Raw genomic sequence first — 20,215 nt, forward strand, 5'->3', positions numbered from 1 at the left:
GGGATATCAGCTATTACCTGATGGATTACTACAACTGGCGGCGTCCACATCAACATAATGATGGGATACCGCCAGCAGAGGCCGAAAATCGGCTTAACTGTGTGTCCGGATTTAGTTGACCACTACAATGGCTAACATTGAGTCGTCTACCGATCTCTCTATAACTTAAATGTTGGCTCAGATAGGCTTGAATCTGGTATCGTTGTCCTTCGATCAACTGCTTGTAGCTCATGGTAATACTCTAATTGTTTGGCGACGTTAGAATACCACCTATGGGCAGTTGATCTCTCGCCACCTACTCAACCATGAGTGGTGCACTTATTATCTGAATTTGCGGTTAAAAACTGGCCTAACTCTTGTATTGCTGCTAGAGTATTAGATAGCTATCTAATGCATTGTTACAATAATAATAGGAGTTTTAAATGGCTTGTTGGCGCTTTATTAGTAGTTTTTGGAGGGATTATGGCTGGATATCGTAAACTCTGGTGGGTATTAATCACCGTTTTAGCAATTACCTTTGGTGTGCTGGGTTATTTTGGTGCAGAAGTTTACCGCTCTGCTCCACCTATTCCGGCGAAAGTAGTTAACCAAGACGGTAAGGTATTAATGACCAATGAAAGTATTTTAGATGGTCAAACTGCCTGGCAATCTGTCGGGGGTATGCAGCTAGGCTCTATTTGGGGTCATGGTGCTTACCAAGCACCAGATTGGACTGCAGATTGGTTACATCGTGAATTACTGGCTTGGTTAGAGCTTGCCGCTCAAGATCAATATAACAAAGCTTATGACAGTTTAACGCCAGCTGAGCAAAATGGCTTACAGTTTGCGTTAAAAGAAGCTTATCGTACTAACACTTATGATAAAGCCACTGACACCCTAGTGCTGTCAAGTCGCCGTATACAGGCCATTGCAACAACTGCTGATCACTATATTAAATTATTTGGTAATGATCCGTCGTTAAGCGAAACCCGTGCTAACTATGCAATGAAAAACAACACCCTGCCTTCACTAGAGCGCAGAGAGCAAATGGTACAGTTTTTCTTCTGGACGGCTTGGGCTGCTTCAACTGAGCGTACTCCAGATGCAGCCACTTATACCAACAACTGGCCCCATGAGCCGTTAATTGATAATAAGCCTACAGCTGAAAATTTAATTTGGTCTTTAATTAGTATTATTTTATTAATTGCTGGTGTTGGAGCCTTAGTTTGGGCTTGGGCATTCTTACGCAAACACGATGACGAAGAGCCGGTGTCACCAAAGTTCGATCCTATAGCTAACCTTAAACTTACCCCCTCACAAAAATCGTTGGGCAAGTATATTGTAGTGGTAGTTGCACTATTTACCCTGCAAGTGTTCTTAGGTGGCTTTACTGCTCACTATACCATTGAAGGTGATGGTTTCTATGGTTTAAATACAACCGAATGGCTACCCTACAGCCTAGCCCGTACATGGCACTTACAAGCGGCTATGTTCTGGATTGCGACGGGCTTTTTAGCCGCAGGTTTATTTTTAGCACCTATTATTAATGGCGGTAAAGATCCTAAGTTCCAAAAGCTTGGCGTAGATATTTTATTCTGGGCCTTAGTGGTTTTAGTGGCAGGTTCATTCGCCGGTAACTACTTTGCCATTATGCAAATTATACCGCATGAATATAGCTTCTGGTTTGGCCATCAAGGTTATGAATACATTGATATTGGTCGCTTTTGGCAAATCATTAAATACATCGGCATTTTATTCTGGTTAGTGCTTATGCTACGCGCCATAGTGCCCGCCTTTAAAGCCCCAGGTGATAAAAACTTATTAGCTTTATTTGGTGCTTCGGTTATCTGTGTTGGTTTGTTCTATGGCGCCGGTTTATTCTACGGCGAACGGACTAACTTATCGGTAATGGAATACTGGCGCTGGTGGGTAGTTCATTTATGGGTAGAAGGCTTCTTTGAAGTGTTTGCTACTGTATCTTTAGCCTTTATTTTCCATAGTATGGGCTTAGTGTCACGCACTATGGCAACTAGTGCTAGCTTAGCCTCGGCATCCTTATTTATGCTAGGCGGTGTTCCTGGTACTTTCCACCACTTATATTTCTCGGGTACCACTACCCCGGTTATGGCCGTTGGGGCAACTTTTAGTGCCTTAGAAGTAGTGCCTTTAGTGGTATTAGGTTATGAAGCCTTTGAACAGTGGCGGATGAAAAACCGTGCGCCTTGGATGGCAGATTTAAAATGGCCATTAATGTTCTTTGTTGCCGTGTCATTTTGGAATTTGTTAGGCGCTGGCGTGTTTGGCTTTATGATTAACCCACCTATAGCGCTGTATTATATTCAAGGCTTAAACACCACGCCAACTCATGCTCATGCCGCATTATTTGGTGTTTATGGCTTCTTAGCCTTAGGCTTCTGTTTATTAATATTGCGCTACATTCGGCCACAGTTGCAGTTTGACGAAAAGCTAATGAAGACCGCATTCTGGTGGTTAAACGTGGGCTTAGTATTAATGCTATTCACTAGTTTATTACCAATAGGCTTTATCCAGTTTTATGCTAGTGCCACAGAAGGCTTATGGTATGCACGAAGTGAAGCCTTTATGCAAAGTGATTTACTGCATACACTACGTTGGATCCGCACTATAGGTGACGTGGTCTTTATCATAGGTGCCTTAGCGGTAAGCTGGCAAATTGTTAAAGGGGTGTTTGACACTAAAGCAGCTAAGCAAATTAGCAGCTAAGTTAAACAAACTAATAAAAAGCACTACAGCTTTGCTGTGGTGCTTTTTTCGCTTTAGTTCGAACTGAATTTAGTTGTTCTATGCTTAATCGTTATTCAGCGCTTAACCGATAATCTACCTATTAATGGTTGCATCGCTCCCCCCAAGATGGTCAATGTAAACCACAAATAGGTTTGATAAACTAAACAAAATAGTGATAGAGCTTGTTAAATATGAATATTGAATCTTATGCCGACTTAATCCGCGAAGCAAACGCTCAGACTGAGCCACAACGCTTAATGTTTGTGTTCGCCAAAGCAGAATTACCTAAAGGCTACACTGAAGAGCAACAGCAAAGGTTCCCCCGGTGTCAGAATAGTTGTCGCCTAATCTGAATAATCTAAATGTGAAGACCGGGGGCGGATAAAGAGTGTCGAATGGCTCGTTATTCAAGTGAGCGCAAGGCTGCTTTGCTCAAGAAGCTGCTGCCGCCCATCAATATGTCGGTGGCCGAGTTGGCTCGGCAGGAAAACATCAGCGAGGTCACTCTGTATAATTGGCGCAAACACGCCAAAGACGGAGGGTCTCCTGTGCCCGGGGTAGGCGAGGTGTTTGGTTAATAGGTTACTAAATGGGGGGGGGCAGCAGGATTGGCTGGCGGTGTTCAGGCCTCCAGGGGTTGTGGGGGTAGTCGTGCAACGGAATGTGGTAAAGGGTGACCAGCAGTGTTCCAATTTGATTTAGCCAGCAGTGAATCATAACCACTGTGTCAGTGTGGGCACCAGCAGATATGTGATCATGTCCTGAAGCGGTGCTTGGCGTCCTCTCATATTCCTATCGCAGGATAAATCGCGATATAGACATAGCCGTGGCTGCCGAGGGTATCGGCTTCACAGGTGAACCCACCATGCTGGAGGGTGATGCATTGTTGGCGTTGTGCATCCAGCGCTCCGGTTAGCAGCTTGGTTTCGAGAGCCTTGATAATGGTTGGGAAGGCGGCTTCCAGTTGGTCGATAGTCGCGTCTGCCCATTTGCCCACCAGCGATGCTCGGTCTGACAAAAAGTGCAGGCGGTGATGCTCCTGGATAAGGCGAGCCCCAAAGCGGGGTGTCACTGTATGGGGCAAGCCCCACTGCGCAAAAAATCGGGTGGGCTGGTCTGGTGCTTCAGGTTGTTGGCCATTGGTGTGGGTGGTTGTCGTGGTCATGATTAGCGATACTTCAGTTGAATGTCGATGATGGTGCCGGGCACGTTGTGGCGCTGGCGTAGCTTGGTCAGATGCTCTGGGAGGTCGGTCAGGCTTGCTAGCCTCCCTCGATAAAACCGGGTGAGATTGATGTAGTCGGGATGACTCACTGTGATGGTTACCTGATGCCCAGGCTGCCAGCGGCCAAACAGGCGGGCTTTCGCCTCTTTGATGGTGGTGATGCCGGGCGCTGGTAACGTCTGGCGGTTGCGCAGATGCAGTTTGTTCAGCTCGGGGGCATAGCGATGCACCTCGAGCCCGGTGATAAGGCGGGTCATGTGCGGTGACTCCAATGATGCCAAGGGTCAGCCTGTAAGGGCTGACCCTTTATGCTGTTCGTGGATGAGTGAGACTGTGTGGGGGGAGGCAACGAGCGCAGTCAGCCGTCTCATTGAGCACCGGTTTGCCATTGAGCCGGTCCAGCAGGTGCAGCGAGCCGTACTGGGCTATCAGACGGTCTATGGCCATCTGGGCGCAGGCCGTTCTGCTGGGCTTATTCTCAGGAATTGCGTAACGAGCGGTGAGCCAGCCGCCGAGTAGAGCAATGCGATAACCGCTCGGGATGTGGGTGAGCGAGGTGCTGATGCCCCTCCCGTGAATGAGGAAAGGCACGGCCTGCCCGCCAATGTCGATATCCATGCGTTGACCCTTGAGCTCGAAGGTGGTGAGCTCGCCGGTCTGCGGGTGTTTGCCAGGCACCTTGATGGAGATGTGTTTGGCCATTTCACACCTCCGGCTTGGTTTCAAAATGGTGGGTCACAACGCCTGCTTCCGGGTCGATGCTGATAAACGCCGGGGCTTGCGGATGGTACTGGTAGAGCCGCGCCAGCTCCGCCCGAAACGCCTCGACGTTTGGAGCAATCACATGGTTGGTATCCCCCTCGGCATAGGTAAAGGTCTCCAGCTTCTCGGTGTTAATCCAGATACCGAAGTACCACGCATCTTGGTCGGTGTCGTATTGCTGCCAGCCTTGGGCCAACAAAGTGCGGTCGTAGTAGTAGCGGTCAGCCTGATGGCTGCCCCGGTCGATGCGGCAACCTGTCACGGTGAGCTCGAGTTGGATACGCCCCGCTTTGTGGGCTTTCTTGACCCGATGCAGCAGCTTGAGGGCCTCGGCTCTGCTGCGGCCATTACCAAGCGGGGGCGGCTGTCTGGCACGCAATGCGAGGTGGGTCATTATCTTCGGCGCGGTGTTGTGGCTGAGCTGACCGATGGCAGTGGTTATCTGCCGAGCGGTCAGGGTGTTGTAATCACGCAGGTCGTGCATGGTTGGGTTCCTTCAAATGCAAAAAGCCCCTCGGTGTGAGGGGCTGTTAGAGGTCTTGTTTGTGATGGTGGCAGTGGCTCAGGTGTGGCTCCCCCAATCCGGTGCATCATTGCTGCCGTGGTTAACGTAGGCACCTACTATCACCCGTTGCCACTCGCCGACCGGTTGACCAGCGGTATTACAGGCGCAGCGAAAGCGAGCGAAGTTAATCTCACGTGGCAGGTGTTCACGCATATCCCGTGGACTGACAAAGAGCGTGGTCTTGTGCAGCACCGGGTTGGGCGCGACCAGTGGGCCGCCAATACGCCGTCCCTCCACATCGTGGGCATAGGCAAAGCCCGGCAGCGTCAACTGCTGACTGATGAGTTTGGCGAGCCCCGGATGGGCGCACATGGCCTCCGCCACGGCGGCCTGGCTAAAACTGTCGTTGAACTCAATCATTGGTGTTTCTCCCTTTCTGCTGGTGCACGGTAAGCCGCTGCCAACAGCGCAAACTGTTCAACCAGATAGCTGATACTGATGCCCAGTTCATCGCTGACCCCATCTCACCAGACGGTGATGCAGGTGTGCCATGTCATCAGAGATACGTTGGGCCAGGTGGGCCGTTGGACCCGGTGGTGAGCTTGTCATTGTCATCGTCAGGGTGATGGAGAGAATCATCGCATCTCTCCCCAAGGTGCTTGCTCCCACAGTGACAACCGGGTCAGTACGTCTTGTGCGAGAGCCTGCTGCAATTGCTGAATCACCTTCACTAGCCGGGGAGCCTGCTCGGGGCTCCCGCTCCATTCGCTCGACTGGTACAGGACGCAGCAGGTGAATTTGTAGAGGGCCACCAGCTCGCTATCGGTGAGTGGTGCCTGGTGGTAACGATGGGCAGGTTTAAGCGAACTCAGTTTGGTCGAGCCACGCTGGCGTGGTTCTTTGTGCTCTTGCTGACGCCCCAACTGATAGCGATGCCAGACCGCCCGCCGATTGGCGAGCATCATCAGCCGTACCAGCCGGTCAACCCGCCATGCCCAGGTGCTGGTGACATCCGCTGGCGGGAACCGCCAGAGGGAGCGCAGTAACTCAAGGGTGTAGTGCGGTGGCATCGGGGCATTGCAAAAGCGGTGCAACTGCACAGAAAAGTTGAGGTAATCCTTGCGGTCAATCATGAAGGCAGACATGGGGATGGTTCCTTGAAATGAACAAGGCCACCTGCAGTGAGGTGGCCCCGTGGGTTGTGTCGGGATATCCGGATCATGGTGTGGGCTCTAATGATCCGGGTGAGCGATAGGCCTGTATGTTATTGGTGCGCCTGTTCTGCACCGGGGAGAGCTGCATAGAACAAGATGGCGTAGAGCGTGGAATCAATGCCGTTGACAGCATCGTGGTGCGGGTAATAGGGCGGTGTGTCTCGGGAGCGCTCGAAGTAGTCGCCAAAGCAGCTGAGACACTCGCGTATCTCAACGGTAGAACCGTGCAACAAGGTGCTTTCAAACAGGTCTGAGTAAATCGGGTCATCACGGGCCTTGGCGACCGCCTTCTCCAACAACGCCAGCGCCTCCTCGTTGCTGGTGGCTGCCAAACCGTCGCGCAGCTTCTCGATGGTTGCCTCCAAGGTATAGGGATTAGGTAATCGCATCGAGCTTGTCTCTTCTGAGCACTGATTAGTGCCGCAACTGATGCAGCAGCGCATCAATGGCCTCTATGCAGTCGGCTTGGGTAAGTTGGTAGCCGCTCGGCAGGTGAGCCACGATAGCGGGCTCTGCCTGCATCTCGACGTTGTCTGCAAGCCAGCAGCGCAGCTCGATGAGGATGTCGAGGGCGGTGAGGTGTGATTTGCTTGGGGGCTGGTTCATAGTAGGCCTCGCTCAGCCAGCGAGACTACGCCCTCAGCGCCGACAATAAGGTGGTCAAGCAGGCGGACATCCACCAGGGCTAATGCCTCTTTGAGGGCCAGGGTAAAGACCCGGTCAGATTGGCTAGGTTCGGGGTTGCCGCTCGGGTGGTTATGGACCGCGATAATAGCGCCGCAATTCAACTGTAAGGCCCGCTTGACCACTTCCCGTGGGTAGATGCTGGCACTGTCCAGGGTGCCACGAAACAGCTCCTCAAACGCTAGTACGCGGTGCTGAGAGTCAAGGAACAGTGCGCCGAACACCTCGTGCTCTCTGTCTTGCAGCAAGGTCTGCAGGCGGTCGGCGGCGTCCGTGGTGCTGGTGATGGCGGAACCTTTGGCAAGGCGCTTGCGGGCAATCTGGTTGGCGATGCGCAGCAGGTCTTGCTCGGTCACAGGTTCGGTGACGACATAGGTGCCGGGGCATTCCCCGGCTTTCAATTTGTGGTAACGCATGAGTGTCTCCAGAAAAAGAAAGACCCCAGCAGAGCTAGGCATACCGGGGTCAAAGAGGTTGAGATGATGTTGGCTTACGTTGGGGGCTGTCGGTTGTGCAGTTGACGATGCTGGTGGCTCATGTCGTGGTAGCTGGCTCACTCGCCACCGGTATCAACGGTTCGGGGACCAGCAAGGCAAGTGGGATAGCCAGCACAATACTTAGCCGTTCTGCTAACTGGTAGGCAGGTCCGATGGTGTCGTAGTCAGCTATCCAGGTAGCCAGAGCAAGTCCGCTGGCTTCCACTGCCCGCAGGTAGACGCTGTAACCTTGTACGGTCAGGCCGCTGTCACGCACCACCTGCGTCTCCCCCTCCCGATTGATGGCCTCCAGCTCAACGGCTATCGGTTGTTTGGGCATCCGAGCTCCTCAGTCACCACTGACGGTGACAGTGAAATACCCCATTTGGACATAGGTGAGAAAATTACTCTGCCACAAGCTGAATAACTCATGTGCCTCGGCGCGTTGCATCGGACCCCAGCCTTGCAGATAGTGCTCATCATCCAGGAAGTTGAAGTCGAGTTCCTTGCAGAGCTCGGCATCCTGGCCCAGTCCCTGGTAGCTGAAGTCAGTGACGTAATCGAACAGCCAGCCATCAAGACCGCGTATCAGGCGCACCTCGACCGGGTGAGCCCCTCCTTGCTCAGGGCTATAGGTGGGACTGCGAAAGTTGAAGGTGAGCTGGGTCAGACGTTCCAGGTCAAGTGTCGTATTAGCGAGCGCCTGATGCAGCTGTGTCAGGAGCGTTGGGGTGACGGGCAGGGCAAAGCCGTCCCGGCAGAAGGGAATGGCCATATGTATCTCCAGAGGTAAGAGGATATCAGGCGTCGCCGAATAGCTCGGCCAGCTTGTGGGCAACGAGCTGGCGTACCTGCTCGTCGATAAAGGTGCTGACCGTGGCCAATGTGGCGCTTAGCACCGCCAAGTCATCGGTGAGTCCAAGTGGTAGCACGTCCGGTATGGCATCGATTGGGGAGACAAAGTAGAGCAAGGCACTATAGATGAGCAGCTTGGTCCAGACCGGCAAGTCTTCCTTTTTGCTGGTGTAGTAGAGTAACAAACAGACTTCGATAAGAGGTCGTCCGACGCGTTTGGCAAACGCCCTGAGCTTGCGCCAAAAACCATCATGGTCAAATGGTTTATCAGGGGTGATTGAAGGTGGCATAAAAACCTCCTTGGTGGATGCTTTGATGGCTAGATGTAAAGCCATGTAGATGGCTTTTTTAGGGCATGAAAAAGGAGGCAAATGCCTCCTCGCGAATTACGGTGGTTGCAGGGTGGGGCTTGCGGTGTGTATTTACCCCAGTTCCGAAATCACCGGTCGTATTGCCGAAATGGCTGACCGATTTCCCGAAATACACAGGCCTCAGTTCTCATTTGGTCGATATTGCAGTCCCCTGATACCCTTCAGTGATTATTTTTTGTAAAGTACGCTGATTGATTTATCAACAATATGCTTCACGATTTCATAATCGGGGTTATATGTCACAAGGTTGTGCGCGGCTATGCCGACCGCATAGGCTAGACCTGCTACCCCGGTAGCCCCACCAATAAATGTGGCTCCGGCAGCAGCTATCCGACCTCGGGTGTAGATCCGACACTTCATCCCCGCAGATTCAATACTCTTCTCAAGGATCCTTATCGTGCTCCCCATATTTCCGGAAACGTCCGTTATTTCAAAGGAGCGTCGTGAGTGGATAAGCTCACTTATTCTATCTGTACGAAATTCATTATATTGAACGATTTCCATGCAAATGTTACTCCTCTCTTCGTTTTATAAAATCTGACTTTCTGGTTGAAGTAGTGTTATGAGAACTAGGATTGTGCGTCAAATTGGTACAGCGCCTCCCCTTGATTGGTAAACAAGCGTAGCTCCAGAATGTTGCAATTCTGGGGAACAATAAATTTGGCTGTGCCACCAAAACGGAGTGTCAGTGGTAGTTTCTGATGTGGGGTGCTGCGGCAGTTGCCGCGATTGACGATTACATCCTGGATGGTGATGTTGTCGTGATGGGAAACAACCTGTAGCACTTTGGCGGGCATGTTGACCCAGATATCTTCAATGTGCCAACTGACATCAAATGCTGATGAAGGGAGTGCGGCTGCCGGTGCCGGATCTTCGCTTTCATCCCACATTAGACAACTAAATTCAGCTGCCTTGGTCGCTGGCAGGATGGAGGCGACATCCTGAGTCGGTAACGTGAGCAGCTGCTTGTCAGCTGTTTCGACTGCGATACTTTTTGCACTGCGCAATTTATCCCACATGTTATAAAAGTTCTGTTCTCCTACTCTGGACTCGGTCAGATATGGAGTATCAAAGCGCTTTCCATCGACGATAAGTGCAAATGCATTCTTGTCGTTGGGGTCATAGATGTGCTGTTCAGGGACATACTCTTTCCCTTGAATCGTCACCATCATGAAGACTTTTTTGGCGTCACCACAGCCAATGTACAGAGCGTTTTGTTCATCGACTGTCGCCATGTATTCAGTCACGCCTTGCCCCCATCCTTGGGTCCAGCGCCCTGGCTCACCCAGGGCCAGCACGGCGGTACTGGTCAGCATCAACACAAGCCACACCCATTGGTTTTTCATTGTCAGTTCTCCTTATGTGCCGTAGCCCAAGGTATTTTTCATAAATTTTCCCACTGCAATCATCGTCAGTACTGATAAATAACGCTTCATAAGGAATTCCATATGAAGCGGTAAAGTAATTAACGAGTACTGCTGGGCCGAAATATAATCTTCACCAGTTAATCGGTATTGATAAACAGGCGCTCGTTGAGCATGGGTATTACATATGCTGCCCATCACACTGAGTGAAATCGGCTGGCAGTACCTTGGCTACATTTGATGTCGGCAGTGCGAATGATTTTTGAGGGGTAGTATCTGCTATCACGGTGATGCTTCTGGCATTGCGCAGCTTCGCCCACAGGGGGCGAAATTTTTCTATATCCTCCTCATATTCAAAGCGGGTATTAAAAAGGTCAGCATTGTCAAAACGTTGCCCATCAATAATGATTGCTGCAAGCGGAATGTCACCGTATTTATCGGTAAAGGCCATGTTGATGCGGAGGTCAGAGCAGGTGATGTGAAAATCAGCTCGTTCATTTACATCAACGTAATATCGGGTTTTACCCAGGCTACTGTCAGTCTGCTGCCAGCGCGGTTGTATGGCTGCACAACCACAGCACAGCAATGTCATTGCTAATATCGTAATGGGTGTTTTCATTGTGTTCCCTTTTAAATGGTCGACTTTATCTTTCGGTTGCCCTGAGAATGCGTTGCACACTGGAGATACTGATCCCGGTTTGTCTCGCAATTTCTGCGCGAGGTAACCCGCGTTTGACCAGGCTCAGCACTTCCTCCCCTTTTGCCATTGCGGTTGGTTTCCGGCCTTTGTAGGCCCCACGCTGCTTGGCTAACTCAATCCCTTCCGCTTGCCGCTCCAACATCAGCTCTCGCTCGAACGTGGCGATAGCGCCAATCATGGTCAGCATCAACTTGCCGGTAGGGGTCGCGGTATCGATACCGAGATTCAAAATGCGCAGGGTTACCTGCTTGTGTTGCAGGTACTCTGATATCTCCAACAGATGGCGGGTATTGCGAGCCAAGCGGTCGAGCTTGGTGACGACTACCACATCACCCTCCTTCACATACGCCAGGAGCAGCGCGAGCTGGGGCCTATCATTGCTGGCACCGCTCACTGTCTCCTGGAATACTTGATTGCACTCGGTCAGCGCCTGAAGCTGGGTATCCAGGCTCTGACCTACGGTGCTGACACGTGCGTAACCTACCAGTGCCATGGTCTCCTCCCGGTCAATAGGGCAAGGTACACTGACTCCCTGGTTCAAAAGGCTCAAAGAGACCTTATTGACCTGAAAAGGGAGGGTTATTGTTTAAAAAGGTGCCGATTTCGTGAGTGTCACTAGGGCTTGCTCTATTGACTCCACACCAGTGTTTTGGCCAGCCAGCGAGCTATTTTGTGACTGACATATCACGCCGTGACGGCGTCATTGACCTTATTTGGCTTTTGCTTTCATGGTGACACCTTGTTGACGGCATAAATGGCTACGCCCAGATTGGCTTACGCCAGTCTGGGTGAGGTCGTTATGCGGTTGGAAGGGGGAAAAAGAATTACTGCAGCAGGGTAAGTGCTTGGTTCAAGGCTTGGGATTTGAGTTGGGCGCCTTGACCAAACCAGGCGGAATCGAGCCGATGGTCTTGGCTGCGAGCACGGCGGTGATGGTCCATGTATTCGGTGACCGCATTGACCAGCCCCCAGGCGGTATTGCGGGAGCTGGCAAGCTCTGAGCCCATGCCTGCACCCTGATAGAGCTCATGCAGGCGTTGCATCGGTCTGGTGAGAATGATGTTCTCATCATTCAGTGGTTGTGCCAGTAAGTCGCTGAAAAAGCGCAGCGCCTCTTCGGGGGCTACGGGTCGCTGTGCCAGAGCCTTGGCTTGCGCCTTGAACTCATCCCAATGGGAGAGTCCCAGCCCGAGCGACTCTTTGACGGCAGCGGCATCGAACTGAGTGGAGTGGGGCACCTTGATGGCGCCGGTCGAACCGCGCAGTGCCATCTGCAAGGTGTTATTGCACACCACTCTAAGTGAGGTGAACTGCGCCGTGGTGCAGAGCGTACCGTCGCAACTGGTCGCCAGCAGCAGATAGGACTTCACCAAGTCACCACCGGATAGCTTGAGGTTCTGACCGGTTTTGGCCAGAGCCCACAGCTTGCGGCCACCCTTGAGCGAACCTGCAGTCTCCAGCTCAAAGCCACCAGCCTCTACCAGGTCTTGATAGAAGTGCAGCACCTCATGGGGTGTACTACGTTGTAGCGCTGAGAGACGACAGATAAGGGAGCAAGGGTGTCGGAGCGATAAAGTACCTTGCTGTCGCTGTAGGGGCGAATATGCAGTGCATCGGAGGCCACGTTAAACATCACGTCGCTCTGCTCGATGGTCCAATCCATCCCCGCAGCTTTAAGCCAGATATTGAGGGATTGTTGCGGGGGCAAGACATTGCCAAGGCCATGCCAAGGGGTTTGGCCAGTGTAGGCCATGGTGTCGATCAGGTGAGCCATATCTCCTCCAGGAATAGTGAAATGCAGACACTCAGCCTGCTAACTCATGGAGGTGATGTAGGTTTGAAAATTTATTGAATAGGATTTATTTGCCATTTAATGCTCATTACTTTGAAGGGGTGTTACAGCATGATGGTGTTATGCAATGAACTGCATTGGAGGGGTACGGAGAGGGGTATGGGGCCAAAAACGACCAAGGGGTTGGCATCGTAATGATGCCAACCCCTTGTTTTATATGGTGCTCCCGACTGGAGTCGAACCAGTGGCCTGTCCCTTAGGAGGGGACCGCTCTATCCAGCTGAGCTACGGGAGCGAGTGGCGTGCATTATACAAAAAGAATCGCGCTTTTAAACTCTTGATTTCTATTCCAATAGGGCAAAATCGCCCACCTGGATGTTAAATGGCGAATATTTGTTCCGTGTCGCTATGATGGCGCCGTCGTCAAACAGCTGGACCACCTCGAACAGGCCGCTGGCGGGATTGCGCTGCATGCGGGCCTTGCCGTAGGGATCGGTGAAGTCGGCGCTGTGCTGGATGCGGAACTGATCCCCGAGCTTGACCCCGTTGCGCCGCCCCAGGTTGATGTGGGGGCCGCGCTCGCCCACGGCGACGATGCGGGCGGTGACCGGGGCGCAGCCGAGCTGGGCCTGGATGTCCTGCACCGCCTCCTTGAGCTGATAGTCCACCTCCTGGCCGTAGCTGGAGTGCCAGAACAGGCTGCTGTCGCTGCCGACCCGCTCCTGCTTGGCAAAGGTCCAGTCGGCCCGTCCCTCATACTCCTTGCGCCCCATCAGGGTGCCGTTGATGCCGTCAAACAGGTAGAGCTGCATGCGAAAGCTGCGGACGGGGTCTTGATACCAGCTGGTCAGCCGGTTGCCCTGGGGCTCGAGGGAGAGGTCGTCCAGGCTGCCGAGCACCAGGTACTGGCTGTCGGTGCGCAGGCTCAGGGCCTTGATCTCTTCGAGGGCGCTGCGATCCCCCTGTTGCAGGTGCAGGGGGTCGATGGCGAGGTTCTCGTCGAGCCATTGATGGGCCAGCACCCCCTGGGGCTGGGCGGCCAGCTTCTCGAACAGGCGGCGTGACAGGCTGGCCGGCAGATCGTCGAGGGCGCCATAGCTGGCCTGCTCGGGGTGACGCAGCCGCAGCCGTACCAGCGTCAAATCCTTGGCGTAGTGCTGGCTCTGGCAGATCTGGCGCTCGGCCTGGATATCGGCCTGCACCGTGATGTACATGCGGCCGTTGCGTACCTCTTCCCGCTTGAGCCGGTATTGGCGGATGTCACCGCCGGAGCGGATCTGGATCTGCTCGGATCTCAAGCTGCCGTTTTCCAGGCGCTGCACGCTGGAGACGGCGGCACCGCTGGCCAGCAGGGCCTGGCGCAGGGCATCCCGGGTGGCCTGCTCGCGGGCGTAGGCCTCGTCTCCCCCCAGGATGGCGGCGCTGCCCTGGGCTTCGATCAGTTCGGCCCGGGCGCTGGCGGCGGCCAGCAGCAGGGCGATGAGCAGCGATGTCTTGATGGGTGTCATAACATGAACCTTGCAGGGGCAGGGAGATCCCGTGCCGCCGCGAGTGCGGGTCAACAGATGGCAAGAATAAAGCAAGAGTCGTGCCTTATTCCCCACTCAAGCTTTGCCGGCCTCGTCCGATAACTGGTGAGACGCAGAGACAGGAACCTTATCCATGAACAAATTGATCACGGCATTGGCCCTCACCCTGGCCTTGTCTGCCTGTGGTTCCGACCCCATCAACCGCAAGGTGGGGGATCCCCGCCAGGCCGCGCCCGGCATGGAGTTGAACTGGCTGGTGGCCCGCCTGACGGATCAGCTGATGGAGCGCAAGTCCCTCTCCACCCTGACCGAGCCCATCGCCGTCGCCTCCTTCGTCGATCTCGACACCCTGAAAGACACCAACTGGATGGGCCAGCAGATCGAGGAGAGCTTCATCTACGAGCTCAACCGGCGCGGCGAGGTGGTGGTGGACTTCAAGACCACGGGCAGCATACAGGTGACCCCCCAGGGGGATTTCGTGATGAGCCGCAACTACAAGGATCTCTCCGCCAGGCTGCCCATCTCCCGGATCCTGACCGGCACCTTCAGCCGCAACAAGCAGGGGATCCTGGTCAACGCCCGCATCATAGACCTGCGCACCAGGATGGTGGAGACCACGGCCCAGAGCCTGATCCCCCAGCAATATCTGACGGGGGCCAATAATTCGTTCGGCCGGGCCTCGGTCAACCGTGGCTTGTTGCAGCGCGGCTCAGGGGGCACGCCCCAGGGCCATCTGGTCAATCTGGTCCCCTGAGCGCCCAGGCGCCCGTGACCCATCGAGAGGAAGCAAACAAGATGAAGACCCTGATTGGATGCCTGTTCGCCCTGCTGCTCACCGGCTGCAGCGGCAACCGCGTGGTGGAATATGGCAACAGTGCCAGCGAGCCGGACGGCTTTCCCGTGCTGAGGGCGGTGGGCTATGGGGTGATCGACATCCAGCCCGGCCCCTCCCGGGCGGAGAAGATGCTACAGGCCATCCGCGCCTCCAAGATGGATGCCTATCGGGAGCTGGCCGAGCAGCTCAACGGCCAGCAGGTGAGCGGTCGCAGCAGCTACAAGGATCTGACCCAGACCGCCAACACCCTGGATGTGTCTGTGGCCGGCATGGTGCGCGGCGCCAGGGTGGTGGCGAGCTATCCCCGTGGCAACACCTATGCCACCGAGCTCGAGCTCGATACCCGCAACCTCTATCACCTCAACCAGCTGATGGCGGGGCAGTTCTAGCCCCGGATGCAGCAACCCGATGCAGAAACGACAGCGGCGGCCCCAGGGCCGCCGCTGTTTTTGCGTCGATGGCTCGCGCCAGAGGCGGCAGGGGATTGCCGCCCGGGCTTAACCCAGGATGACGGGGGGCACGGCGGTGGGTTTGACATCCTCGCTCGGGTAGCAGCCCAGCACCTTGATGTAGCGGGTGATCTGGGTCAGCTCCACCAGGGCGGCCTGCATCTCGGCGCTCTGCAGGTTGGCGGAGACGTCCAGGTAGAACATCTCCTCCCAGGGATTGCCCTGCACCGGACGGGATTCCAGCTTGGTCATGTTGATGCTGTTGTTGCGCAGCACCAGCAGCGCCTCCACAAGGGAGCCCGGCTTTTGCGAGGTGGACATGATGAGGGTGGTCTTGGCCGGGATCTGGGGGGCCACGTCGATGGGCTTGCGCGCCACCACGATGAAGCGACTGTAGTTCTCCTTCTGGTTGGCGAGCTGCTCGGCCAGCACCGTCAGGCCGTACAGTTCGCCGCCGTCCGCGCTGCCGATGGCGGCCGCCTCGGGGCTGGCCAGCTCCTTGACCTTCATCATGGCGCTGGAGGAGGAGTCGCAGATCTCGTGGCGCGCCCCCTCCAGCTTGCTCAGGTAATGGGAGCACTGCTGGAACACCTGGGGATGGGCGTAGAAGGTCTTGATGCGGGACAGGTCGGTCGGCACCGCGGTCAGCACGCAGTGCTCAATCGGATAGGTCAGCTCGCCGACGATGGAGAGGCTGGTGTGCTGCATCACGTCATACACCTCGTTGATGGAGCCCGAGCTGGTGTTCTCGATGGGCAGCACCCCGAAGGCGGCACGTCCCGACTCGACCGAGTCGAGCACCTCGCGAAAATTCTGGCAGTTCACCTCGACCACCTGATCCTTGTAGCGGGCCAGATACTTGCGGGCGGCCAGGCTGGAGTAGGAGCCGCGCGGTCCCAGGTAGGCGACGCTGGTCATGGGCTCCTGCTGCTCCGGGTTGAGCAGCCCTTGCAGGTAGGCCTGCTGGGAGAGCACGGAGTCTTCGATGATGGTGTGATAGAGGCGGGTGACATACTGGGCATCCAGGCCCAGGGCACGCCCTTTCTGGATCAGGGCGACCAGCAGATCCTGCTCGCGCTGGTGGTCGCGGATGGGGCGCGGATTGGCCTGCTTGGCACGGGCGACCGCTATGCTCAGGGTCTTGCGCTTGGCCAGCAGGGCCAGCAGCTCCTGATCCAACTGGGTGATGTCCTGCCTGATGTCGTCGAGGGTTGCCATGTTACTTACCTGTCCAGATATGCCATTGATGATGTGCGTAAAAAAGCCTCCGCTAGGGAGGCTCGATTCGTCTTTAGTTTCCGGTTTATACGACGAGTGGGCCTTCCCTCAGTGGGGCCGGATAAACGAGAAACGAAAGAAGAATAGTGAAAGCATGGAATAACCCTGAAATGTCAATGCCCTAGCTTTAAGGGATTTGCCGTCCTGATGCAAGTAAAACTTGCCAGTCGGGGACGGGAGGAGGGCGCCGGCGGAGCGAGATTTCGCTGAAAATCTTGGGGGCAGCCGCCTGTTTTGGACCCATGACTGATAGTCATTCCCGATGAAAATTACGGCTTTATCATATCTCGTCTAAGCGCAGTTCAGGTTTGGTGTCGCAAGATGGGCCCTGACTTGACTGACGGGGGGTTCATGGATACCAAGATCGTTGTATTGAATCAGGGATATGATCAGACGTTTCAGGCCAGGGAGCAGCGCCTCATCGAGACTCTGGCCGGCCACGGCGAGCTGGTCGTCTCTTTCTCGGGCCGATTGGAATCCTGCTACGCCATGGATCTGTGCCGCGCCAGCGGGGTGCGTATCCGAGCCCTGACGTTGGACAATCCGTTGCTGAGCCGACGGGAGCTGGCCCGGGCCCGCCGCTATTGCAAGCACCACGGCATAGATCAGAGGGTCATCAAGAGTGACGAGATGCTGTTCTGCGACACCGGGCAACTGCCTCAGACGGTGCGGGATCCACTGCAACTGCTCGGCGAGGCCAGGGCGCTGCAGGCGGAGTGGGCCGCCCTGCCGCTGCTGATCCCGGCCCCCGTTGAGGAAATGCAGGCCTATCTTGGCCATTTTATTCAGTTGCCCGCCAACACCCTCTGGCCGTTCGCCGAGCAGGGCATGTCCCGCCGGGACTTCCGTTACGGCTTTCATCGCCGGGAGCTGGACCGCTGGGGCAAGACCAGCGGCGGCTACCTCAACCGCCGCTTCCAGGATATCAATGAGATGGAGGGTCGCCATGCGCAGATGATCGACATGGCGGAGCAGCTCCTGGCGGACATGGGCTTCGACGAGGCTCAGGTGTTCTTCCATGGGCTCGGTGGGGGTCATGGTGCCCTGGCCCGGATCCGCCTGCCGACGCACCTGCGTGCCCACGGCTTCGATTGCCAGCAGGAGATCTACCATACCCTCAAGAGGATGGCGTTCGAGCATGTGACCCTGGATCTCGCCCAGCCAGAACGCCATGACCTCCAGGGACGAGGGGCGTAGGCGGGCTCTGTGAGCGGCATCATAGGCAAGGAGGGGGCGACTGTTTATACTGGCGCCCCTCTTTGTCTTTGCCCAACAGGAATGCCATGAAAGCCCTTCCCCTGCTGCTGCTCCTCTCCCTCGGCCCCGTGCTGGCTCAGGCCGCCCCGCTCACCCAGGTGACCCTGGCCGACGGCCGTGTGGTGCAACTCAATGATGACTTCAGCTGGGAGTATCTGCTGGTCAAGCCGGCCAGTGCCGGCGCGGCGGTCGGCGTGCAGGAGGAGCGCGCCCCCCGGACGGTGGCTGCCCCGGTACTGACCGAACAGGCCCTGGCCAATCCCGCCTTGCTGAGCGAGGCCGCCCGCGACGGTGTCGTGGTCACCCTTGATCAGCTGACGGCGGGAGATCCCTATCGGCTGCGCTTCATGGTGCACAACACCGGCAGCCGCAACGTGGTGGGGGTGCGCGGTCATGTCAGCCTGTTCGACCTGCAGGGGGTTCAGCTCTCGCGCCAGGAGGCCCGCTTCTGGGTCGCCGAGAATCGCCTGCCCGAGACCTACCTGCGCAAGGGGGAGGCGCGTCCCTCCCTCGAGATTGAGATGGCGAAACCGGCCGGGCAGGGGGAGCGGCCCCTGGTGCGAGTCGAGATCGATGAAGTGGTGTTTCGCTAAGATCTGACAAAACCTCCTGCGGGAGGTTTTTTATTTATTGAAACGGCAGGTGACGGCAGACAGCAACAGTTGCTTACCTCTGACATGGTTTGGCAACCGCTTGTCCCTCGGCATTTTTAGGGGGGCTCGACACTATGGCTCCATCGCAACGAAGCGTCATCACAATGAAAAAAATCACGCTTTCCATCCTGACCCTGGCCGCCGACTACACCTATCGCCGCTGGGATCTGCAGCAAGGCTCCATCACCAGCCTGGGGGTGAAGTACCACTTCTGATCCCCGCACCCTTCCTCCATGCCCCCGCTCCCGCCCATGACGTCGTCATGGGCTTTTTTTATTTTCCGGTGATCCTGTTCTCGTTCCGGCGTCGTATCGGTTGGCAATAGTTATACAACTTCCATTTCTTTGTATAACTGCTATAACTGAGTCAATGCTTATACAAGGAGCGCCATCATGTACAAGATCAAGGTCGGTATCAGTGCCTGTCTGCTGGGTCAGGAAGTGCGGTTCGACGGGGGCCACAAACGCTCCAGTTTCTGCGAACGGGATCTTGGCGCTCACTTCGAGTATCACCCCGTCTGCCCCGAGATGGCCATTGGCCTCGGCGCCCCGCGCGCCGCCATCCGCCTGGTCAAGCGCCAGGGGGAGGTGCGGGCCGAGGCGAGCAACGGCAGCTTCGACGTCACCGACCAGCTCATTGCCTTCAGCGAGCAAAAAGCCCGTCAGCTCGATTTTCTCTCCGGCTACATCCTCTGCGCCAAATCCCCCAGCTGCGGCATGGAGCGGGTGCGCATCTATGGTGCCAACAATGAGGGGAGCGCCAAGGAGGGAATTGGTCTCTTTGCCAAGGCGCTGATGGAGGCCAACCCCCTGCTGCCGGTGGAAGAAGACGGCCGCCTGTGCGACCCCATACTGCGGGAGAACTTCGTGCTGAGGGTGTTCGCCTATCACGACTGGCAGCAACTCTGCGCCCGCGGGATCACCGCCGCCGCCCTCATCCGCTTTCATTCCCGCTACAAGTATCTGGTGCTCTCCCACGCCACCAGCCACTACCGGGCGCTGGGCAAGCTGCTGGGCAACCTCGGCAAGGCCAACCTGCAGGAGGTGGCGGGCGGCTATATCCAGGGCTTGATGGCGGCGCTGACCCTTCGCGCCAACCGCCGCAGCCACACCAATGTGCTGATGCATCTGCAGGGCTATTTCAAGCGGGTGCTGACCCCGGCCCAGAAGCAGGAGCTTGCCGACACCATAGACAAGTACCGCACCGGCGTCTTCCCGCTGCTGGTGCCCCTCACCCTGATCCGCCACTACCTGCGGGAATACCCCAATCCCTATCTCGCGGATCAGGTCTATCTCAATCCCCATCCCGATACGCTCAAGCTGCGTTACGGGCTTTGAGAATGGCCAGATCAGGTCTATCTCAACCCGCACCCCGATACGCTCAAGTTGCGTTACGGGCTTTGAGAATGGCGAGATCAGCTCTATCCAAAGCCGCACCCCGATACGCTCAAGCTGCGCTACGGGCTATGACCCCAGCTTGTCGCCCCGGCGCGTTGTCAGCGGCCGGGGCGCCCATACCCTGTTG

General features: G+C 55.7%; 24 protein-coding genes, 1 tRNA gene, 4 pseudogenes and 1 other annotated feature. Of the genes and pseudogenes, 8 read left to right on the top strand and 21 right to left on the bottom strand.

Features of this window, described 5'->3' with window-relative positions; all coding sequences use genetic code 11:
* Positions 1-139: 139 nt before the first annotated feature.
* Positions 140-232, bottom strand: a pseudogene (locus ACLHZ1_RS00005) (hypothetical protein); the annotation flags it as partial.
* Positions 233-312: 80 nt separating this feature from the next.
* Between ACLHZ1_RS00005 and ACLHZ1_RS00010 the strand changes: the two are divergent.
* Both ACLHZ1_RS00010 and ACLHZ1_RS00015 read left to right on the top strand, forming a co-directional pair.
* On the top strand, positions 313-2,721 hold the full coding sequence (locus ACLHZ1_RS00010; protein WP_427260427.1) for a nitric-oxide reductase large subunit: 2,409 nt from the start codon (positions 313-315) through the stop codon (positions 2,719-2,721).
* 416 nt (positions 2,722-3,137) lie between these two features.
* Positions 3,138-3,299: pseudogene (locus tag ACLHZ1_RS00015) on the top strand (transposase); the annotation flags it as partial.
* A gap of 227 nt (positions 3,300-3,526) precedes the next feature.
* Here ACLHZ1_RS00015 and ACLHZ1_RS00020 read toward each other — a convergent pair.
* The 19 genes and pseudogenes from ACLHZ1_RS00020 to ACLHZ1_RS00110 form a co-directional block, all read right to left on the bottom strand.
* Entirely contained in the window at positions 3,527-3,907 is a 381-nt protein-coding gene (locus tag ACLHZ1_RS00020; RefSeq protein WP_427260428.1) for a type IV toxin-antitoxin system YeeU family antitoxin, read from the bottom strand.
* A 2-nt stretch (positions 3,908-3,909) separates the two neighbouring features.
* A complete protein-coding gene (locus tag ACLHZ1_RS00025) occupies positions 3,910-4,224 on the bottom strand; it encodes a hypothetical protein (protein WP_427260429.1) in 315 nt (104 codons plus the stop codon).
* Positions 4,225-4,273: 49 nt separating this feature from the next.
* A complete protein-coding gene (locus ACLHZ1_RS00030; protein WP_427260430.1) occupies positions 4,274-4,669 on the bottom strand; it encodes a hypothetical protein in 396 nt (131 codons plus the stop codon).
* Between the two features lies 1 nt (position 4,670).
* Positions 4,671-5,213: a hypothetical protein gene (locus tag ACLHZ1_RS00035; protein WP_427260431.1), complete on the bottom strand. Its 543-nt coding sequence runs from the start codon at positions 5,211-5,213 to the stop codon at positions 4,671-4,673.
* A 78-nt stretch (positions 5,214-5,291) separates the two neighbouring features.
* Positions 5,292-5,654 (bottom strand): hypothetical protein, encoded by a 363-nt coding sequence (locus ACLHZ1_RS00040; protein WP_427260432.1) that lies wholly within the window; start codon positions 5,652-5,654, stop codon positions 5,292-5,294.
* Between the two features lie 215 nt (positions 5,655-5,869).
* Positions 5,870-6,379 (bottom strand): hypothetical protein, encoded by a 510-nt coding sequence (locus ACLHZ1_RS00045; RefSeq protein WP_427260433.1) that lies wholly within the window; start codon positions 6,377-6,379, stop codon positions 5,870-5,872.
* A 119-nt stretch (positions 6,380-6,498) separates the two neighbouring features.
* Complete coding sequence (locus tag ACLHZ1_RS00050; RefSeq protein ID WP_427260434.1) at positions 6,499-6,837, bottom strand: hypothetical protein; 339 nt, start codon at positions 6,835-6,837, stop codon at positions 6,499-6,501.
* Positions 6,838-6,862: 25 nt separating this feature from the next.
* Positions 6,863-7,054 (bottom strand): hypothetical protein, encoded by a 192-nt coding sequence (locus tag ACLHZ1_RS00055; RefSeq protein ID WP_270809190.1) that lies wholly within the window; start codon positions 7,052-7,054, stop codon positions 6,863-6,865.
* Positions 7,051-7,548 carry a RadC family protein gene (radC, locus tag ACLHZ1_RS00060; protein WP_427260435.1) on the bottom strand — a complete coding sequence of 166 codons (498 nt, stop codon included), beginning with the start codon at positions 7,546-7,548 and terminating at the stop codon, positions 7,051-7,053. Before radC ends, ACLHZ1_RS00055 begins: the two co-directional genes overlap by 4 nt.
* A 118-nt stretch (positions 7,549-7,666) precedes the next feature.
* Positions 7,667-7,948 (bottom strand): hypothetical protein, encoded by a 282-nt coding sequence (locus ACLHZ1_RS00065; protein ID WP_427260436.1) that lies wholly within the window; start codon positions 7,946-7,948, stop codon positions 7,667-7,669.
* A 9-nt stretch (positions 7,949-7,957) separates the two neighbouring features.
* Positions 7,958-8,383: a DUF2787 family protein gene (locus ACLHZ1_RS00070; protein ID WP_427260437.1), complete on the bottom strand. Its 426-nt coding sequence runs from the start codon at positions 8,381-8,383 to the stop codon at positions 7,958-7,960.
* A gap of 25 nt (positions 8,384-8,408) precedes the next feature.
* The gene (locus ACLHZ1_RS00075; protein ID WP_060586614.1) at positions 8,409-8,753 is read right to left on the bottom strand and encodes a YkvA family protein; all 345 of its coding nucleotides are present in this window, start codon (positions 8,751-8,753) and stop codon (positions 8,409-8,411) included.
* Positions 8,754-9,002: 249 nt separating this feature from the next.
* A complete protein-coding gene (locus tag ACLHZ1_RS00080; RefSeq protein WP_193001956.1) occupies positions 9,003-9,338 on the bottom strand; it encodes a hypothetical protein in 336 nt (111 codons plus the stop codon).
* A 65-nt stretch (positions 9,339-9,403) separates the two neighbouring features.
* Positions 9,404-10,180, bottom strand: a complete 777-nt coding sequence (locus ACLHZ1_RS00085; RefSeq protein WP_427260438.1) for a hypothetical protein — start codon at positions 10,178-10,180, stop codon at positions 9,404-9,406.
* A gap of 199 nt (positions 10,181-10,379) precedes the next feature.
* Positions 10,380-10,817 carry a hypothetical protein gene (locus ACLHZ1_RS00090; RefSeq protein ID WP_427260439.1) on the bottom strand — a complete coding sequence of 146 codons (438 nt, stop codon included), beginning with the start codon at positions 10,815-10,817 and terminating at the stop codon, positions 10,380-10,382.
* A 25-nt stretch (positions 10,818-10,842) separates the two neighbouring features.
* Positions 10,843-11,391 (bottom strand): recombinase family protein, encoded by a 549-nt coding sequence (locus tag ACLHZ1_RS00095; RefSeq protein WP_411595061.1) that lies wholly within the window; start codon positions 11,389-11,391, stop codon positions 10,843-10,845.
* 331 nt (positions 11,392-11,722) lie between these two features.
* Positions 11,723-12,672: pseudogene (locus tag ACLHZ1_RS00100) on the bottom strand (DUF932 domain-containing protein).
* A 236-nt stretch (positions 12,673-12,908) separates the two neighbouring features.
* A tRNA-Arg gene (locus ACLHZ1_RS00105) sits at positions 12,909-12,985 on the bottom strand.
* 49 nt (positions 12,986-13,034) lie between these two features.
* Positions 13,035-14,189 (bottom strand): flagellar assembly protein FlgT, encoded by a 1,155-nt coding sequence (locus tag ACLHZ1_RS00110; protein WP_427260612.1) that lies wholly within the window; start codon positions 14,187-14,189, stop codon positions 13,035-13,037.
* A 163-nt stretch (positions 14,190-14,352) separates the two neighbouring features.
* Here ACLHZ1_RS00110 and ACLHZ1_RS00115 point away from each other — a divergent pair, with 163 nt between their 5' ends.
* Together ACLHZ1_RS00115 and ACLHZ1_RS00120 are read left to right on the top strand one after the other, a co-directional pair.
* Positions 14,353-14,973, top strand: coding sequence for a FlgO family outer membrane protein (locus ACLHZ1_RS00115; protein ID WP_427260440.1), 621 nt, complete (start codon positions 14,353-14,355; stop codon positions 14,971-14,973).
* Positions 14,974-15,014: 41 nt separating this feature from the next.
* Positions 15,015-15,443, top strand: coding sequence for an LPP20 family lipoprotein (locus ACLHZ1_RS00120; protein ID WP_427260441.1), 429 nt, complete (start codon positions 15,015-15,017; stop codon positions 15,441-15,443).
* A gap of 108 nt (positions 15,444-15,551) precedes the next feature.
* Here the strand turns inward: ACLHZ1_RS00120 and ACLHZ1_RS00125 are convergent, their stop codons facing one another.
* Positions 15,552-16,721 (bottom strand): chorismate mutase, encoded by a 1,170-nt coding sequence (locus tag ACLHZ1_RS00125; RefSeq protein WP_427260442.1) that lies wholly within the window; start codon positions 16,719-16,721, stop codon positions 15,552-15,554.
* A gap of 37 nt (positions 16,722-16,758) precedes the next feature.
* Positions 16,759-16,881: a sequence feature (Phe leader region), on the bottom strand.
* A gap of 251 nt (positions 16,882-17,132) precedes the next feature.
* Between ACLHZ1_RS00125 and ACLHZ1_RS00130 the strand changes: the two genes are divergently transcribed.
* The 4 genes and pseudogenes from ACLHZ1_RS00130 to ACLHZ1_RS00145 all read left to right on the top strand — a co-directional run bounded on the left by ACLHZ1_RS00130 (position 17,133) and on the right by ACLHZ1_RS00145 (position 20,028).
* On the top strand, positions 17,133-17,978 hold the full coding sequence (locus tag ACLHZ1_RS00130; protein WP_427260443.1) for a hypothetical protein: 846 nt from the start codon (positions 17,133-17,135) through the stop codon (positions 17,976-17,978).
* A gap of 86 nt (positions 17,979-18,064) precedes the next feature.
* On the top strand, positions 18,065-18,631 hold the full coding sequence (locus ACLHZ1_RS00135; protein ID WP_427260444.1) for a DUF3157 family protein: 567 nt from the start codon (positions 18,065-18,067) through the stop codon (positions 18,629-18,631).
* Between the two features lie 188 nt (positions 18,632-18,819).
* Positions 18,820-18,906, top strand: a pseudogene (locus ACLHZ1_RS00140) (autotransporter); the annotation flags it as partial.
* Between the two features lie 177 nt (positions 18,907-19,083).
* Complete coding sequence (locus tag ACLHZ1_RS00145) at positions 19,084-20,028, top strand: YbgA family protein (RefSeq protein WP_427260446.1); 945 nt, start codon at positions 19,084-19,086, stop codon at positions 20,026-20,028.
* Positions 20,029-20,215 lie beyond the last annotated feature (187 nt).

Origin of the sequence: Aeromonas sobria, assembly GCF_050266975.1 — a bacterium.
In the GTDB taxonomy this organism is placed as follows: Bacteria; Pseudomonadota; Gammaproteobacteria; order Enterobacterales; family Aeromonadaceae; genus Aeromonas; species Aeromonas sobria_B.